At 59.2% G+C, this 17,870-nt stretch carries 15 protein-coding genes; 2 read left to right on the top strand and 13 right to left on the bottom strand.

All coding sequences use genetic code 11. The annotated features are described in order from the left end of the window. Nucleotides 1-44: 44 nt before the first annotated feature. From pyrF to pyrB, 4 genes are read right to left on the bottom strand one after another with little or no spacing between them, the layout of a single operon-like run. Nucleotides 45-1,007, bottom strand: coding sequence for an orotidine-5'-phosphate decarboxylase (gene pyrF, locus AC1ATL_RS06420; RefSeq protein ID WP_476569431.1), 963 nt, complete (start codon nucleotides 1,005-1,007; stop codon nucleotides 45-47). Further along, complete coding sequence (locus AC1ATL_RS06415; protein WP_476569429.1) at nucleotides 1,007-2,425, bottom strand: dihydroorotase; 1,419 nt, start codon at nucleotides 2,423-2,425, stop codon at nucleotides 1,007-1,009. The genes pyrF and AC1ATL_RS06415 overlap by 1 nt, the downstream gene beginning before the upstream one ends. 3 nt (nucleotides 2,426-2,428) lie before the next feature. Continuing rightward, the gene (locus tag AC1ATL_RS06410) at nucleotides 2,429-2,848 is read right to left on the bottom strand and encodes an aspartate carbamoyltransferase regulatory subunit (protein ID WP_003809368.1); all 420 of its coding nucleotides are present in this window, start codon (nucleotides 2,846-2,848) and stop codon (nucleotides 2,429-2,431) included. Next, nucleotides 2,848-3,810 carry an aspartate carbamoyltransferase gene (gene pyrB, locus AC1ATL_RS06405; RefSeq protein ID WP_432624666.1) on the bottom strand — a complete coding sequence of 321 codons (963 nt, stop codon included), beginning with the start codon at nucleotides 3,808-3,810 and terminating at the stop codon, nucleotides 2,848-2,850. Before pyrB ends, AC1ATL_RS06410 begins: the two co-directional genes overlap by 1 nt. Nucleotides 3,811-4,109: 299 nt before the next feature. Here pyrB and AC1ATL_RS06400 point away from each other — a divergent pair, with 299 nt between their 5' ends. Further along, a complete protein-coding gene (locus AC1ATL_RS06400; RefSeq protein WP_432624665.1) occupies nucleotides 4,110-4,382 on the top strand; it encodes a hypothetical protein in 273 nt (90 codons plus the stop codon). A 58-nt stretch (nucleotides 4,383-4,440) separates the two neighbouring features. Here AC1ATL_RS06400 and AC1ATL_RS06395 read toward each other — a convergent pair whose 3' ends face one another. From AC1ATL_RS06395 to metE, 3 genes are all read right to left on the bottom strand, one after another. Then, nucleotides 4,441-7,539: a bifunctional [glutamine synthetase] adenylyltransferase/[glutamine synthetase]-adenylyl-L-tyrosine phosphorylase gene (locus AC1ATL_RS06395; RefSeq protein ID WP_476569426.1), complete on the bottom strand. Its 3,099-nt coding sequence runs from the start codon at nucleotides 7,537-7,539 to the stop codon at nucleotides 4,441-4,443. A gap of 97 nt (nucleotides 7,540-7,636) precedes the next feature. Next, a complete protein-coding gene (metF, locus tag AC1ATL_RS06390; protein ID WP_476569424.1) occupies nucleotides 7,637-8,476 on the bottom strand; it encodes a methylenetetrahydrofolate reductase [NAD(P)H] in 840 nt (279 codons plus the stop codon). A gap of 42 nt (nucleotides 8,477-8,518) precedes the next feature. Next, nucleotides 8,519-10,825 carry a 5-methyltetrahydropteroyltriglutamate--homocysteine S-methyltransferase gene (gene metE, locus AC1ATL_RS06385; RefSeq protein WP_476569422.1) on the bottom strand — a complete coding sequence of 769 codons (2,307 nt, stop codon included), beginning with the start codon at nucleotides 10,823-10,825 and terminating at the stop codon, nucleotides 8,519-8,521. 180 nt (nucleotides 10,826-11,005) lie between these two features. Here metE and AC1ATL_RS06380 point away from each other — a divergent pair, with 180 nt between their 5' ends. Beyond that, nucleotides 11,006-11,374, top strand: a complete 369-nt coding sequence (locus AC1ATL_RS06380; protein ID WP_476569420.1) for an acylphosphatase — start codon at nucleotides 11,006-11,008, stop codon at nucleotides 11,372-11,374. Nucleotides 11,375-11,474: 100 nt separating this feature from the next. Here the strand turns inward: AC1ATL_RS06380 and AC1ATL_RS06375 are convergent, their stop codons facing one another. The 6 genes from AC1ATL_RS06375 to AC1ATL_RS06350 all read right to left on the bottom strand — a co-directional run bounded on the left by AC1ATL_RS06375 (nucleotide 11,475) and on the right by AC1ATL_RS06350 (nucleotide 17,870). Continuing rightward, on the bottom strand, nucleotides 11,475-12,035 hold the full coding sequence (locus AC1ATL_RS06375; RefSeq protein WP_476569418.1) for a SixA phosphatase family protein: 561 nt from the start codon (nucleotides 12,033-12,035) through the stop codon (nucleotides 11,475-11,477). 97 nt (nucleotides 12,036-12,132) lie between these two features. Next, on the bottom strand, nucleotides 12,133-13,194 hold the full coding sequence (locus tag AC1ATL_RS06370; RefSeq protein ID WP_476569416.1) for a tRNA (adenine-N1)-methyltransferase: 1,062 nt from the start codon (nucleotides 13,192-13,194) through the stop codon (nucleotides 12,133-12,135). Nucleotides 13,195-13,263: 69 nt separating this feature from the next. Further along, nucleotides 13,264-14,115 carry an ABC transporter ATP-binding protein gene (locus AC1ATL_RS06365; RefSeq protein WP_476569414.1) on the bottom strand — a complete coding sequence of 284 codons (852 nt, stop codon included), beginning with the start codon at nucleotides 14,113-14,115 and terminating at the stop codon, nucleotides 13,264-13,266. 119 nt (nucleotides 14,116-14,234) lie between these two features. Then, the gene (gene glgA / locus AC1ATL_RS06360) at nucleotides 14,235-15,491 is read right to left on the bottom strand and encodes a glycogen synthase (RefSeq protein ID WP_476569412.1); all 1,257 of its coding nucleotides are present in this window, start codon (nucleotides 15,489-15,491) and stop codon (nucleotides 14,235-14,237) included. 245 nt (nucleotides 15,492-15,736) lie between these two features. Beyond that, nucleotides 15,737-16,198, bottom strand: coding sequence for a tripartite tricarboxylate transporter TctB family protein (locus AC1ATL_RS06355; RefSeq protein ID WP_476569410.1), 462 nt, complete (start codon nucleotides 16,196-16,198; stop codon nucleotides 15,737-15,739). A 124-nt stretch (nucleotides 16,199-16,322) separates the two neighbouring features. Beyond that, the gene (locus AC1ATL_RS06350) at nucleotides 16,323-17,870 is read right to left on the bottom strand and encodes a glutamate synthase subunit beta (protein WP_476569408.1); all 1,548 of its coding nucleotides are present in this window, start codon (nucleotides 17,868-17,870) and stop codon (nucleotides 16,323-16,325) included.

Below are 17,870 nucleotides of genomic sequence, written 5' to 3'. Positions count from 1 at the left end.
CTTCGTGTGATGGGACATGTTACTTGGGATTGATTTTCCACAGCTTACGGCAATACGGCACGCAAATCGTCACGCATGTTCTTCGCCGCCTCACGTGCCGATTCGGCGACTAGGTCCAGCGCGTCGTCCGCGCTCATGGATTCGTCGTATTTCCCGGATTTCCTCCACGCGCCGATGATTCCGCGTGACGAATTGACGAGCGCTCCCATGCCGTCCTTGTCGAACATGCCGGCCACGCCTTGCGCAGTGCCTCCCTGCGCGCCGTAGCCCGGCACCAGGAAGAACGTATGTGGCATGCGTGCGCGCAGAGTCCTGCCTTCCTCGGGATGTGTGGCGCCGACCACGGCGCCGACACGCGAATATCCGCTCTTGCCGACGGTTTCGGCACCCCAGCCTTCGACCAAATCGGCGACATGTTCATATACATGTTCGCCGGAGGCGAGTTCAAGCTCCTGAAGTTCGCTGCTGGATGGATTGGAGGTGCGCACCAGCACGAAAATATCCTTATCGGCCGAAGTGGCGGCCTCGACGAACGGCGAGATGCCGTCGGTGCCGAGATAGGGGTTCACAGTGACCGCATCCTCATGCCACGGATCGAAAGCGTCCTCCCCCGTTCCGACTCCGCTCAGGTGGTGGGCGTAGGCAGCGGCGGTGGAGCCGATGTCACCGCGCTTGACGTCTCCGAGCACGTACAGTCCCTGTTGTTTGGCGTACTCGCAGGTCATGGCGTAGGCGTCGATGCCGGCGGGACCGAGCGCCTCGTACATGGCAATCTGTGGTTTGACCGCCGGTACGATGTCAGCCACGGCGTCGATGATGGCGCGGTTGAATTCGAAGAAAGCGACGGAAAGCTGGGTGGCCGGCGCCTCCGTCGGATCCTCGACCTGTTCGCCAATCTCCTCCGCGAAGCTTGCCACGATCTGTTCCGGCACCAAGGCTTCGGTGGGGTCGAGACCTACGACGCTTGGGTTCTGCTTGGCTTCGATGGCTTCGATGAGACGGTCCATCAGTCCTCCTTGTTGATACGGCTGAATGCCAGTTGCGAGCCGATGACGGTGGCGAGCGGCCGGCCGGTGACCTGCCAACCGCCGAATGGGGTGTTGCGTGCCGAGGAGTGGAACTGTTCCGGGTCGACCGTCCATTCCTCATCGGTATCCAGCACCACCAGATCCACTCGTTCGCTTTCAGGAACACGGCCCAGGTCGAGCACACGTTTGGTGGCATCGTCTCCGGGCACGGCATCGGCGTATTCGTCGAGTACGACGGTGATGTCGGTCTTGTCGTGGCCCATGAGCGCGGCCGGACCAGTGGACATCAGCTCGATGAGCCGCTCATCGGAGATGAATCCCCCGTCAACAAGCACTTTATGGCACACACCGTATGCGCATTCCAATCCGATGATGCCATTGGGAGCAGCGAGGAAACCAAGCTCCTTCTCCTCCATGGTGTGCGGCGCGTGATCGGTGGCCAGTAGATCCACCGTGCCATCGGCGATGGCTGCGATGGTGGCCTGCCTGTCAGCTTCGGAGCGCAGCGGCGGATTCATCTTCGCCAATGTGCCGTATTTGAGCAACGCCTCGTCGTTCAATGCGATATAGTGTGGTGCCGTCTCGCAGGTGATTGGAAGCCCATCGGCTTTGGCCTTGCGGATCGCTTCGAAGGAGATCGCAGTGCTGACATGCTGGAAATGCACGTGCACACCGGTCTCGCGGGCCATCTCGATGTCGCGTTCGACGATTTTGAGCTCCGTGTCCTCCGGGATGCCGGGAACGCCGAGTTCGCGCGATACCGGTCCTTCGTTGACCGCGCCGGTGTCATGATGCTCGCAGTGTTCGATGAGATACAAGCCCGATTCCTTGACATTCTCGAACACCTGTTTGAGAATGTCCGATGTCACGGCCGCGCCGTCATCGCTGACGGCGGTCACAGGATGCGCCAGTTGGTAGGCGTCCTTGTGGTCGTCATCATGTCCCGGCAGATATCCGATCCAGTCGGCCACATCGGTGGCCTCTCTGCCGGCACGCCCCTTCGACGCGCACACGCACAGGTCATAGCGGACCGGCAATTTGACATCATGTGCAGCCTCGTAATGCTGCAAATAATCAATGACGGTGTCATATCCGGCATCAAGCACTTCGGACGCGCCCGGCTGACCGGACTCCACCTTCATGCCATCCATCGCGGGAACGGTGTTCGGCATGATGAGCACGTTCGTGTATCCTCCGGATGCGGCGGCCGCGCAGCCGGAGACCATGGACTCCTTGTACGTCTGCCCGGGATCGCGGAAATGAACATGCGGATCCTCGAATCCGGGAGCGATGGTCATCGCCGAGGCATCCACGGATTCGTTCGTATCGGAGGGAATGACCAGGTCGATGATCTCTCCGGTGTTCCAGACCTTGATGTCGTGAAGGGTGAGGGACATGGGTCAGAACTTCGCTTCCTCGTCGCAGTAGTCACAGCGGTATTCCTGACGATCGGAATGCACCAGATGGAACATCTGCACCGCAGGTTCGGTGGTGGTCACGCAACGCGGATTCACGCATTTGATGATGTTCACCACATGCTCGGGCAGGGTCGGCTTCTTCTTCTCGACGATCTTGCCGCCGCGTACGATGCCAACGGTGGCAGTGCGGGCCACGAGCCCCAGCACGTCAAGGTCGATGGACTCGGTCTCGTCCTCGATTTTGATGATGTCCTTGGTGCCGTACATATGGCTGTCGGTGTTCATGATCAGCGCGAGCTTGGTTTTGGACGGATCGATCTTCAAATATTCGAGCACCTTGAGCGCGGTGCCGGCCGGCACGTGATCGATGATGATGCCGTTCTGAATGCTGGTGACCTCCATCAGGCCTGTACCTCCTTGGCTTCCGACGGTTCGTATCCCGGCAGTTCGTCGCCGACCACCGAGCTTTCCAGCGCCATGCGCATGAGCATGCCGTTCTTGACCTGTTCGAAATAGGCGGCGCGCGGGTCGTCATCCACTTCCACCGCGATCTCGTTGACACGCGGCAACGGATGCAGCACTGCCATGTCCTTCTTGGCATACGCCATCTTCGCCTCATCGAGAATGTAGGTGTCGCGCAGACGCAGGTAATCGTCCTCGTTGAAGAAGCGTTCCTTCTGCACGCGGGTCATATACAGCACGTCGAGGTCTCCGATGACGGAAACGAGATCCTTGACCTCGGTATAGGAGCAGGAGTCGGTGGCGTTGATGCGATCGAGCACGTACTGCGGGGTCTTGAGCTCGTCCGGGCTGATCAGCACGAAGTTCACATTGCCGAAGCGGCACAGCGTTTCAATCAGGGAGTGCACGGTGCGGCCGAAGGTGAGGTCGCCGCACAGGCCGACAGTCAGGTTGGTGACGCGACCGAAGCGGGACTGCAGGGTGGCCAGATCGGCCAAGGTCTGCGTCGGATGCATGTGCCCGCCATCGCCGGCGTTGATGACCGGCACGGATGCGGCACGGGAGGCGACGAGCGCCGCGCCCTCCTTCGGGTGGCGGATGGCAACGACGTCCACATAGTTGGAGACTGTCTTCAGTGTATCGGCGATGGTCTCACCCTTGGTGACGGACGCAAGCTGAGCACCGGCGAAGCCAATCACCTTGCCGCCAAGTCGCAGCATGGCGGTTTCGAAGCTCAGACGCGTGCGCGTGCTCGGCTCATAAAACAAAGTGGCGAGCACCCTGCCTTCGCAGGTGTGCGCCACTTCCTTACGATGGGAATCGATGTACTGCGCTTTACGGAGCAGTTCCTGGATTTGACGAATGGAAAGATCATCAAGCGTGATGACGCTTTTTCCGACCATCGGCGTTTCAATCGCCGGTTCGAGTACTGAGGACAACGGCTCACCTTTCATGCAACTTGTGGTTGAAGGTGGCCACTCGAAGTGACCTAGCCAACTATAGCCTGAAACGCTGACTCCCATCATTCACCGCGTGTTCATATCTTTGCGTCAAATCGAAAACCAGCATGGAGGAACGTATCAGACTCCCATATGCGAAGACAGGCATCGGCCGGTCGGCACAAATGGAGGAAGCATGAGACCATGCTATCTATAGTTCTATAAACAATGGCAATGTCAGACCGAGGTAGGAACATACGGATATGAGCAATACGAATGATTCAATGAAGAAGCCCATTTCCAAAAGCGCGATCGCGGCCATCGTGTTCGCAGTGATCTCCATCCCGCTGGCGTTCGGCAGACCCGTGCTGGCGAAGTTCTTCTGCTCCATTTTCGTGGACGTGTCCATCGTGTTCGCCGTCATCTCGCTGATAACGGTGTTCGGTACGCACAAGCACGGAAGCAAAGCCCTTGCTCTCGGCGCAGCGGTCCTCGTAGCGCTGGTCGCAATCGTGCTGTCGATGTACGTCCGCTGAACCGGCCGGAGGGGAATCGGGCGTACCGAATCTGTCCTGCACGGCGATATGCCGTCCGTCATGAACGGTCGTAGAAAAGCCTCTCCATCACATCGCGGCTTTTGCGCATCACGGCGAGCAGGTCATTCTCGAAATGCTGTCCACGATTCGCATCGTAACCGAGATAAACGGCGATTCCACCCAACGAATACGTGTCGTCGGGAAGGATGTCCGCCTGACTGACGCGCCCACTCCACAGATAGTTGCCATTGCGCGCCGCCGTGCACATGCGCCATGCCTTGCGCAGAACAACGGCATCGCCGGCGCTGATCAGCCTGCGGTGTTCCAATTCATCCAGCGCCTGCAACGTTCCATTGACCCGCAGGTTCGCATTGTCTCCGGCATGCCGCAATTGCAACAGCTGGACCGTCCATTCGACATCGGACAGCCCGCCTTTTCCGAGCTTCAGATGCCGGTCCCTGCGCACGCCGCGCGGCAGCCGTTCGGCTTCCATGCGCGCCTTGAGTTTGCGGATCTCCGCGATTTGAAGCTCCGTCAAATCTGTCTTGGGATAACGCAATGGGTCGGCGATGTTCATAAGGAAGTCTTCGGCGAGCGCCGCATCGCCCGCCGCGTATCGTGCACGCAGCAGCGCCTGGTGTTCCCAGGTGCTGGCCCAGGAGCGGTAGTACTCCTCGCAGGATGCGTAGGAACGTACGAGTGGACCGTTCTTGCCTTCGGGACGCAAATCCATATCGAGTTCGATTTTGGGTTCGAGAGTGGTCGGTCCTTGCAGGATGGCGCGGAGGTCCTCCTGCGCTTTCCTTGCGAAAAGGTTGGCTTGGGCGTCGTCGGCCCCATCCGTGGGACGGTAGATGATGATGACGTCCGCGTCGGAGCTGAAGTTCACTTCGCCTCCGCCGTAACGCCCCATGGCGATGATCGCGATCGCGGCAGGAGACTCGGCCAGTCCCATGTCTTTCGTGCGATGGCGGATGGCCCAGGTGAGTGACGCGTCGATGGCCGCGTCGTATACGTCGGTCATACCTGCGAGCGACGCCTTGTCATCGATGACGCCGCTCATCCATCCCAGTCCGATACGCTCGATTTCGTGACGTCTCATGGCTCGGATGGAATTGGCGAAGTCGTTGATGTTGTCCGCATTGCGTTCGAGCGACGCGTGGGTCTGCACGTCGAGGCTTTCACGGGAGCGCGGTTGCAGATCGTCGTCATCGCCGAGCCATGTGACGGATTCGACGGATTTGTTGAGCGCGTCGCCTAGGAAACGGGAATTGGACAATACGTGGCAGAGTCGTTGCGCGGCCGACGGCGAGTCGCGCAGGAATCCTAGATATTCGCTTTCCGTGCCGAAATGCTCTTCGAGCTTGCGCCAGTTGAGCAGTCCCATGTCGGGATTCTGTCCTTCGCCGAGCCATTGGAGAGCGGCGGGCAGCAGGATGCGGTTGATCTTCGCGGCTCGCGAGATGCCGGCGGTCAGCGCTGTGACATGGCGCATGGCGGCGTCAGGGTCGTCGAATCCGATGGATGCGAAGCGTTCCTGCATGGCGCTGGCGGACAGTTCCACCTGCTCGTCATCAAGTCCGGCGCTGATGGGCAGCATGGGCCGATAGTAGATGTCCATGTGCAGGCGACGAACCTCACGTCGGGTTTCGTCATATTTGTCCACGAGTTCCTCGGGATGCATGCGGAAGGCACGCGCGAGTCGACGAAGCTCGAGGTTGTGGTTGAGCTCGTCGTCGTTGGTGTCGCGTTTGCGTTCCATGCCGCCGATGCTGGCTTTGCCGAGGTCCGGGAACAGGTGGGTGCGTTTCAGCGCCCACATCTGCTGGCGGTGTTCCATGACACGTTCGAACCGGTAATCCCAGGAGAGTTTTTTGGCCTGCCTGCGCGAGACGTATCCGCCTTCGGCGAGACGCCTCAATGATTCCAAGGTGGAGCTGGTGCGCAGCGACTCGTCGGCACGGCCGTGGACGAGCTGGAGCATCTGCACGGTGAATTCCACGTCGCGCAGACCTCCTCGGCCGAGTTTGATCTCACGGTCCTTCAACGGTGCCGGGATGAGGTCTTCGACACGCTTACGCATCTTTTGGCAATCGTAGACGAAGTTGTCTCGTTTGGATGCGGTCCATACGAACGGTCGGGTCATATCCATATAGGCTTGCCCAAGATCGGGGTCTCCAGCGACGGGACGTGCCTTGAGCAGGGCTTGGAATTCCCAGTTCTCCGCCCATTGCTCGTAATATGCCTTATGCGATTCGAGCTTGCGTACGAGAGGACCGTCCTTGCCTTCGGGGCGCAATCCCCCATCAATCTGCCAGAGGGTGGGTTCGGCGACTCCCATGATGACGGATTGGCATACGCGTTGCAGGGTCGTGGCCATTTTCGTACCGATGCGGTTGAGCATCATGCCGTTGGTGTCCTTATCGGCGGGCTCCACCACGTAAATCAGGTCAACGTCGGACACGTAGTTGAGTTCCCTCGCACCAAGTTTGCCCATGCCGATGATGGCGAAGCGCACGTGTTCGCTGCCGTCCACCTCATTGCGGGCGATGGCAAGCGCTCCCTCCAAAGCCGCGTCGGCAAGGTCGGACAATTCCTGACTGATTCTCGGCTGGATTTGGATGGGGTCTTCCGCGGTGGCGTCCTGCGCCATGATGGCGGCGAGCTGTTTCCTATAGGTCTGCCGCAAGGCGGTCGCCGCCTCCGCAAGGGTTTTCGAAGCTTTTGGCATGCGGTTGTCGGCGGGGTCGGCGCCGACCGCTTCGAGCACGTGCGCGCGTCGCTGGGTGTGGTTGTACAGGTGGCTTTCGCATGAGTCGCTGGCTGCGGCCATGACGAGTTCGGGGCGGAACCGCATGAGTTTGCCCATTTCGTCGGACACGCCGAGCACGGTGACCAGCCGGACAAGTCCTTCATCGTCGGTGATGACCTGCCGGAAATCGCGTCCCTGGCTTTGCAGGGCCTTGATGATGTCCACGAGATTGCGCAACGCGACGTCGGGATCGCAGGTCTTTTCCAATGTCTCCATCAGCAGATGCAGCCGGTCGTCGTCGATGCCGTCGGCACGCAGCTCGTCAAGCAATTCGCGTGCCATGTCCAAATCCTGCAATCCAGCCCGAATCAGATCGAGCACCCCAAACTTTTGCGTAGAACCCATGGTTCCCATGATAACTGCCTATGCCGTTGAATATGACAAAGGGATGACCTCGGCGTGACCGGGCCATCCCTTTATCGTTTTGTTGCATCGCCTGGAATCAGACGAAGAATGGTTTGACGTTGGACCAGATGCGTCGGCTGACGCAAGGATGGTTCATCGTGTACAGATGCACGCCATCAACACCGCGTGCCACCAGATCGCAGATCTGTTCGGACGCATACGTGATGCCGACTTCCTTCAGCAAAGCGATATTCCCACCCCACTTGTCGAGCAGGACGGAAAGTTTCTCCGGCACACGCGATTGACACATCTTCGACATGCGCAGCACCGATTTCGCGTTCATCACCGGCATGATGCCCGCTTCAATCGGCACATCGATGCCGGCGGCGCGCACCTTGTCCACGAATCGCAGGAAATCCTCATTATCGTAGAAAAGCTGCGAAATCAGATGCGTCACACCGGCGTCGACCTTCTTTTTGAGATTGTCAATGTCCTCGTCAAGCGTCGCCGCCTGAGGATGCTTTTCCGGATAGCAGGCGCCATAGATCTTGAGATTCGGCCTTTTCTGCCGGATGTAGGCGGCCAAATCGCTCGCATGGTCGAACACTCCCGCCGGTTCGGCACCTTCGACACGGTCTCCACGCAGGGCGAGCACGCCGGAAACGCCGGCCTGGTCGAACAGGTCGAGCGCTTCGTCCACGTCGTCTCTGTCGAGATACTGCGCGGTCAGGTGGGCGACGCAGGGAATGCCGTACTCACCCACCGTGTGCGCGATGCGCGCGGTCAGTGTGCGATCGGATGATTTGCCCGTGCCGTAGGTGACGGAGATGAAATCGGGATCCAGTCCCTGCAGACCATCCAACGTGTCGTAGATGGTTCCTACGGGACTGGTGCGCTTGGGAGGGAACACCTCCAGCGAGAACATTGGCGAATGCATGTGATTCCTTGGAAATCCTTGCCTTGTCTGCCTTTACGGATGTTACTTGGAGAGCTTGGCGCGCACGGCCTTGGCCGCGGCCACCAAATGCTCCAGGCTCGGCCAGGTCTCCGCGTTGCCACGGGTCTTCAGACCGCAATCCGGGTTGATCCAGACCTTTTCCACGTCCATCTTCTTCAGGATCTCGTAGATACGGTCCTCGATCTCCTGTTCGGAGGGGATGCGCGGGGAATGGATGTCGTAGACACCCGGGCCCGCCTCGGTCTCGAAGTTGGCGTCATGGATGGCGTCAAGTACCACCAGATCGCCGCGGGAGGCTTCGAAGGAGATCACGTCGGCGTCCATCGCATCGATGTCCTTGATGATGTCGTTGAACTCCGAGTAGCACATGTGGGTGTGGATCTGCGTGGTCGGTTTGACCGCGGAATGCACCAGGCGGAAGGCTGGGATGGCCCAGTCAAGGTACTTCTTGTGCCAATCGGTCTTCCTCAGCGGCAGCTTCTCGCGCAGTGCGGCCTCGTCGATCTGGATGACCTTGATGCCGGCCTTCTCCAGGTCGAGCACTTCGTCGCGGATGGCGAGGGCGAGCTGCTGGGTCTGCTGCTCGTGGGTGATGTCCTCACGCGGCCAGGACCAATTGAGGATGGTCACCGGGCCGGTGAGCATGCCCTTCATTACATGGTCGGTGCGGGACTGCGCGTAGGCGCTCCACTCCACGGTGATCGGATTGGCGCGGGACACATCGCCCCACACGATCGGAGGCTTCACGCAACGGGTGCCATAGGACTGCACCCAAGCGTTCTTGGTGAACAGGAAGCCGTTGAGGTTCTGGCCGAAATACTCGACCATGTCGTTGCGTTCGAATTCGCCGTGGACGAGCACGTCGAGGCCGATCTCCTCCTGATGCTTGATGCAGGCGTCAATCTGAGCCTTCATGAATTCGTCGTATTCGGCCTTGCCGATCTCGCCCTTGCGCAGCTTGGCACGCTCGGCGCGAATCTCCCTGGTCTGGGGGAAGGAGCCGATAGTGGTGGTCGGCAGCAGCGGCAGGCCAAGCGCCTCACGCTGCTCCTTCTGGCGCTCAGTGCGGGCCGGTTGACGAACGAAGTCGTCAGGAGTCAGTGCGGCGAGACGGGCGGCTACAGCCGGATCGGGAGCGACGCGGGTACCGTCGAACAGCGCCTGGTTGGCGGCAAGTTCGGTGGAAGCCTTCTTCTCGTCATCGGTGGCGTCGGCAAGCACAGCCACTTCGTGCAACTCGCCGAGCTTCTCGACGGCGAAGGCAAAGTGCTTGCGCACATCGTCGGCGAGACCGGTCTCGCCCTCGGTGCTGAACGGCACGTGCAGCAGGGAGCTGGCGGTGGAGACGGCGACGCTCCCGGTGACCTGCCTGAGCGCGTCGATCAGGCCGAGGCTCACAGCATAGTTGTTGCGCCAGATGTTACGGCCGTTGATCACGCCGGCGAAGATGGTGGTGTTCTCGGCGACGCCATATTGCTTGACGGCGGCGAGGTTCTCCTCACGACCCTCGTTGAGGTCGAGTCCGATGCCGTCGAAACCGAGCAGATTGACGGTCTCGTAGATGTCGGCGATGTGGCCGAAGTAGGTGTTGAGCAGCACTTTGACCTTGCCGTTGCGTGCCGGCAGGATCTTGGCATACAGGCTCTTGAATAGTTCGATGTCACCCGGCTCCTTGTCGAGCACCAGATACGGCTCATCGATCTGAATCCATTCGGCGCCCAGCTGCGCGAACTTGGAGACGATTTCGGCGTACACGGATGCGACGGCGTTGACGAGACCCTTGTCGTATTCGAGCTCTTCGGCTTGCGGGTTGCGGGCAAGCTTGAGGAAGGTGTACGGGCCGATGAGCACCGGCTTGGTGAGGATGCCCAGCTCCTTGGCCTCGTTGAATTCGTCGAACGGCTTGGTGCTGCCCAGCTTGATCTCGGTGGCCTCGTCGATCTCGGGAACCAGGTAGTGGTAGTTGGTGGTGAACCACTTCTTCATCGGTAGGGCGGTCACATCGCCCTTGTCGCCCTGATAGCCGCGGCCCATCGCGAACAGGGTCTCCTCAGGGTTGTCGAAGGCGAGACGCTGGTAGCGCTGCGGAATCACGTTCAGCAGGATGGCGGTGTCAAGCATCTGATCGTAATAGCTGAAATCGTTGCTCGGAATCAGGTCGATGCCCGCATTCTTCTGCAGTTTCCAATGCTTGGCTCGGAGCTCCTTGGCGGTGGCACGCACCTCTTCAAGGGCGGCGTTGCCCTTCCAATACGCTTCGATAATCTTCTTCAGCTCACGGTTCTGGCCGATGCGCGGAAAACCGGAGACGGAAGTGAGAGCGGACATGAATCCTCCATCTGAAATGAACAATGCAACCCGCTCAAGCTATCACAAAACCACTTGCCATAAGGCATTAGGAAAATTTGAGTGTCGTTATAAGGCGGCCTTATATCAACACCCCAAAATACCCGAATCCATGATAACGTGGCCTGATGACCAGGGAAAACATCATGTAAGGGGGCTTCGATGGTGGAGGACGCAATGACGCAGAACGACCGGCATGCCAGCAAGAGGAATACAGAGGAATTGGAGGCATGGGTGGCTTCGCAAAGCAAGCTGTTGCGTATGCGCGCCACCGTATCGGGAAGGGTGCAGGGCGTGGGATTTCGTTATTTCACCGCTCTTGCGGCACACAAGCTGAATGTGACAGGCTGGGTGCGCAACCTGCGCGACGGTAGCGTGCAGGTGGAGGCGCAGGGGTCCCAGCAGGCACTGTTCGCCATGTACGAAAAACTTTGCGAAGGACCGGAATGGAGCCGCGTATCGCATGTGGACGTCACGAATATCCCCGTATCGCAAGGAGAGCGTACGTTCCATGTGAAGTACGACGAATGATCCGATTTCGTCCCATGATGGGAGCACGCGGCGAGATCACCGGGAATCGTAATACGCCGGTCCGCGTCACAGCGTTGCCGGCTTCGCCCAGACACGAATATTATTCGAAATCCTTGGCCGTAAGCAGGGCGATCAGCTCGCCACTATGCAGCTGCCATTTGCCGAACGGCTCGTTGGAGCCGAACACGGCGATCGATGCAGGAGACATACCCAGGTTCAGCATGTCGAGCAGCGTCGGGTCGGATTCCGCACTCGCCAGCCACTGGCAGGCGATCGACACGGTCGGCTCATGGCCAAGCACCAACAATCTATGATGCTTGTCCTTGGTTTGGGCAAGCTCGTCGAACACGGATTGCACTCCGCCCTCATACAGGTTCTGTCGATAATCGACCTTCGGTTCGTCGCCGAAGACCTTCAGCAGTCTATCGCAGGTCTGACGCGCACGGGTGGCGCTGGAACATGCGATTCGGTCCGGCACCATCTTCATCGCATCCAGACCTTTCGCCACGGCCTTGGCCTGCTTGCGCCCTTTGTCGGTGAGCTCACGGCCCGAATCATTGCCATCGCCTCCGAATGGTTCGGTTTTGGCATGGCGCATCACCAGCAGCACATACTTGTATCCCTTGGCTTTTTTGGCAACCTTTTTCAGACTTGTTCCCATGATGGTCCGCTCCGATCAGAATCCATCGCCGCGTTTCAATATCCGTGTTCCATTGTCGCAGATATTCCTGCGGAACATGGCAGGAAACGCGGGAATCCTACTCACCTATGGCTTCGACCTGCGCGTCGAGATCCCGCAGCACCTTGCGCAACTTGCGATCGGAGATGTCCCGCAATTGCAGGTCCTCAAGCTGTTCGGCGCGTTCCTCGTCCGTCATCGAATCGATGTCGGTAATCGTGTCCTTCGTGGCTCGGTCGCGTTTGCGCAACGCTTGGAACCCCGGAGCCATCGCGCGAGAGACCATGAGGAACCCGGTATGTCCTATCATCTGATGGTCGGGACGCACCGCCAGTCCCTGCGCCTTCCAATCGCGTTCCAGAGTCTCCTGAATATCCGGTTCGGTCCAGCAACCGGCATCACGTAAAGCCTCGGCCATACGACTGAGCTGCGTCGTGGTGGTGACATAGGCCACGAGCACGCCACCGGGCGCGATCACACGGTACGCCTGTTCAAGCCGGTTCCACGGATCAAGCATATCCAACATGATGCGGTCAAAGGAATGTTCCGGCAGTTCGGCCGCAACCGAATCGAAATCACCGGTCCTCAAATCCCACCATGAGGGGCGTTCCCCGAAATACACCGTCGCATTGGCTTCGGCGACGCGAGCGAATTCCGGACGCATCTCGATGGTGGTCAGACTGCCCTTCTCCCCCACGGCATCCAGCAGATTGATGCTCATCGCCCCCGATCCGGCACCGGATTCCAGCACATTCATTCCGGAACGGATATCCCCAAGCTGGATGACCTGCGCGATGTCCTTCGGATACATGATCTGCGCGCCGCGAGGCATGGACAGCACATAATCGGCCAGACGCGGACGCATCACGGCGAATTCCCAACCGCCGATGGCACGCGTGCCCTTCCATGGCTTGTTCGCGTCACGTTCGGGATGAATTTGGTTGACCTGGGCCTCGCGTTTCGCGCTCACCGTCACCACGACCGAACCTTCCGGCCGTCCGATCACGTCATCATGCAGAATGATGCCATGCGAGGTCTGCGTCACACCACCAGGCACCAATTGGTCGGTGATCTTGTTGGACCTTCGATCCGTGAACTGTACCTTTTCACCGGCCTTCAACGCGCCTCGACGCATGGACATCTCTCCTTACCGTTCGTCACCGGACAATCCGAACATACATGCTACCTTATCGGCGGCATCATCCGGACATCACACCGCGTACGCATTCCAACGCCCATTCGCATGAGTCACGTTCAACTCCAAGCCGAACACTTGGCTCAACCGTTCGGAAGTGAAGCCATGCTCCAGATCACCTGTATACACGATGGTGCCCGGCGCCGGATCGTTCCCGGCCACATTGTCCGCGTAAGCGTCCGCCTCATTGCCGGTGATACGGCCCATGATGGCCACATGATCAAAACCTTGCGGAATCTCCTCAAGCCTGTGCGTCACCAGAATCACGGCACGGTCGGACTGTTCGGCACCAACACGGCTCAATGCGCGCAACGCGATTTCGCGCCCGCCCAGATCAAGCCCCGTGGTCGGTTCGTCAAGAATCAGCAGGTCGGGATCGGCCATCAATGCGCGGCAGATGAGCACGCGCGTGCGCTCACCTTCGGAAAGCTTGAACATCATCTTGCCTTCCAGATATTCGATGCCGAATTCGCGCATAAGCGAACGCGCCTTGGCGTAATCCTCATCGGTGTAGGTGTCACGCCAGCGGCCGGTCGTGGCGGTCAAAGCCGTCACGATGGCGTCGAGAGGATCCTCCTGTGGCGGGAACGCGCGGCCGAGTTCCGCGGAGCTCAGTCCTATACGGTTGCGATAGGAGAATACATTCACCTTGCCGAGACGGTTGCCGAGGATGTCCACCGTTCCCTCGGAGGGAAAGCCCCGGGTGCTCATCATCTGCACCAAGGTGGATTTGCCGATGCCGTTGGGGCCGAACAACACCCATTTCTCGCCTTTTTTGATTTCCAGATTGACTTTGGTGAGAATCACACGCCTGCGACGGCGGAATTCCACACCGGACAGTTTCAATGCGACATCCTGTTCGCTCATAGTTCCTCCACGATTCCAAATGACAGCTTGGATATGATGAATGCCTCCTACCAGCGTAATGCGTCGGCAGAAGGCATTCATGCAGGGTCTTGCCCTATGGCCGGTTTCCCGTCCCCGGATTATTTCTCCGCCCGCTTATGTTCGGCGAGCACATCCTCATAGACCTTGACCGTCTTGTCCGCAATGGATTCCCAGCTGAAATGGTCGCGCGCACGTTCATAACCCGCGCGTCCCATGCGCTTCGCCTTTTCGGGATCGGACATGATGCGGTTGATGGCATCAGCCATATCATGCACGAATTTGTCCGGATCGGTGGGTGTGCCGGTGCCATCATGCAATTGGTCTATCGGGACCAGATAGCCGGTCTCATCGTCCACGACCACCTCCGGGATACCACCGGTGGCGGAAGCGACAACCGGCAGGCCACAAGCCATGGCTTCCAGATTCACAATGCCGAGAGGCTCGTAGATGGACGGGCAGATGAACGCGTCGCATCCATGTTCAAGCGCGTTAAGTTCCGGCTTCGGCAGCATCTCCTCGATCCAGATGATATTGCCACGTTCCTCGTCGAGTTTGGCAAAGGCGGTTTTGACTTCTTCCATGATCTCCGGCGTATCGGGAGCGCCCGCGCACAATACGACCTGGACGTTCGGATCGACGAAATGCAGCGCCCGAAGCAGGTACGGCAGACCTTTCTGGCGGGTGATACGGCCGACGAACAGTAGCGTCGGCTTGGTACGGTCGATATGATAACGGTCGAACACCTGCCAGCCGGGATCGTCATCCGCTGGAGTCTCGAACTGGCTCATGGTGATGCCGTTGTGCACCACGACCACCTTGTCCGGGTCGAGGTCCGGATAGGCCGTAAGAATGTCCTTGCGCATGCCGGCGGACACGGCGATGACCCGATCGGCATGTTCGTAGGCGTCCTTCTCCGCCCACGAGCTCAGATTGTATCCGCCGCCAAGCTGTTCACGTTTCCAAGGACGGAAGGGTTCAAGCGAGTGCGCGGTAATGACCAATGGTGTGTCATGCAGCATCTTGGCAAGATATCCAGCAAGGCATGCATACCACGTGTGTGCGTGGATGATGTCGGCATCGACGTCGTTGGCCATCTGCAAATCAACGCTGAACGTCTTCAAAGCGCCGTTCGCATCCCGCATTTCCTCCGGCACGCGATAGCCGACGACCTTGAGGGACCCCTTTGGATCGGCACCCGGGATCTCGGGAACATCGGATGGCGTGCGTGGGCCGTCGAACGCCCGGACGGTCACATCAACCCGTTCCGCCAGCACTTTGGAAAGCTCCTCCACATGCACTCCAGCGCCTCCGTACACTTTGGGGGGGTATTCGCGGGATAGAATGTCTACTTTCATGTCTGTTCTCCTCCTCGAGTCTGCCAGTCATTCCAAGTACTACTGTAAAACAGTTTTTCAGAAAATGCCGTATTGTTTCATTCCCTCATCATCTCTTTTTTTCATTTTCTGAAAACGACTGCAATTTGACGTTCGTTTTCATGCCACTGCCTGCCTCTTTGTTCCACGGAATATGCGAGAATCGCCCATGCCGTCTCATATGTTCGACGACATGAGCGATTCTCCCCCCAAAAAAACCGGACGGTTCAGACGGCTGTGCCATTCTGGTCGAGGTTCGGATTGTGTTTCGAGTCACCGGCCGTGAAGAACAGGCTCAGCACACCGACCGCGAAAACAATGGAAACCGTGGCAATCAGCCACATCGGATGCGACGGAAGCCACATGATCACCAGGAAGGCGATGGCCGCGACGGCAATCAGCACCCAACTGGCCACACGGAACCACTGACGAATGGAATGCGGGGCCTTGAACATCTTCGGATTCCTGTAATCGGGATTGGTGTTCAGCACGCTTTCGTTTTCCGTGATCGTACTGGCGCTCGGCTTCCACGGTCCATCGGTGCCGTCCTGCAGACGACGGGACTTCTCCTGCAGCTGGTATTCGTCCAGCATTCCGGAACGCGCGCGCCCCTGAGTCTGGTCATATTGCTGCGGCACTCCTCGGCGATTGCGCTTGGCCTGGGCACGTCGTTCGGCACGATTTGGCATTGGTCACTCCTTTGTTACATGGTGCTGGGATTACTTTACCGCATTCTCGGCAAAAGGCAGGCAGCCCGGCTCACCATTCGTGAGTCGGGCTGCCTGCCTTCCCTTATTGCGATTACGCCGTTGTTCAGCGCGGCAGCATCATCGGACGCTTGGATGCGACGATCGGCGCCGGAAGCTCAGTGGCACCGGTAAGGTATTCGTCGACCGCAGCCGCACAGGAGCGGCCTTCGGAAATGGCCCACACCACGAGGCTCTGTCCACGGCCGGCGTCACCGCAAGCGAAAACACCATCCTGGGACGTGGCGAATTTGTCGTTGCGGGCCACGTTGCCGCGACCGTCGAGATCGACTGGCAGCTGGTCCACCAGCGTGGTGGTGTCCGGATGCAGGAAGCCCACGGAGATGAGCACCAAGTCAGCGGGAATCACACGTTCCGTGCCGGCCTGACGGGTAAACGGACCGTTTTCTCCCGGAGCGACGTTCACTACCTTCAGACCGGTGACATGACCGTTCTCGTCGGAAACGAAGCCTTCAGTCGCGGTGGAGTGCTCGATCTTCACCTTGGCCTGGTCCTCTTCCGAGCCGACGAAGTTCACCGAATCGGTGCTGTACACGTATTCGGCGCGCTGCGTTTCGAAGCCTTCCTCCATGGAGGAGGTCTCCTTGTACAGGCGTGCGAACGTGGGCCACGGCTGGTTGTCGGGACGCTGCTTCGGTTCCTGCGGCATGATCTGCAGCACGGTGACGTCCTTCGCACCTTGACGGATGGCGGTGCCGAGGCAGTCGGAACCGGTGTCGCCGCCGCCGATGATGACGACGTGCTTGCCTTCGGCGGTGATGTCGTTAATCGGTTTGACGCCGTACACACGACGGGTCGCGTCGGGCAGGAACTCCATGGCAAAGTGGATGCCCTTGAGCTCACGGCCGGGGATCTTCATGTCACGCGGCACGGTGGAGCCGATGGCCACCACCACGGCATCGTAACGGGAACGCAGATCGTCCCAAGAGATGTCCTTGCCGATCTCCACACCGGTGCGGAACACGGTGCCTTCGGCTTCCATCTGCTCCACACGGCGGTCAATCAGACGCTTGTCGAGTTTGAAGTTCGGGATGCCGTAGCGCATCAGGCCGCCGATGGCGTCATCGCGCTCGTACACGACAACCGTATGACCGGCGCGGGTGAGCTGCTGGGCGCAGGCGAGGCCAGACGGACCGGAACCGACCACGGCAACGGTCTGGTCCGTCAGACGCTGCGGTGGCAGCGGCTTGACGTAATCGAGGCTCCAAGCCTGGTCAATGATGGTGCGCTCGTCGTTCTGAATCATTGTCGCCGGCTGATGGATACCAAGCACGCAGGCCGCCTCGCACAAAGCCGGGCAGATGCGGCCGGTGACTTCCGGGAAGTTGTTGGTCTCGGACAGCCTGTTGTAGGCATCCTCCCACTTCTCCTGACGAACCAGATCGTTGAACTCGGGGATGATGTTGCCCAGTGGGCAGCCGTTCATGCAGAACGGAGTACCGCAGTCCATGCATCGTGCGGCCTGTTCCGTGGTCCACGACTGCAGGCCGGATTCAGTGTGAACGTCGAACCAGTCCTTGATTCGCTCCTCGACGGGGCGTTCGGCCAGTTCGCGACGGGTACGGACCTTCAGGAATCCACGAGGATCTCCCAT

It is taken from the genome of Bifidobacterium sp. LH_743 (genome assembly GCF_056355775.1).
Note: the sequence above shows the minus strand (reverse complement) of the source record. Positions and strands in the feature narration are given on the sequence as shown.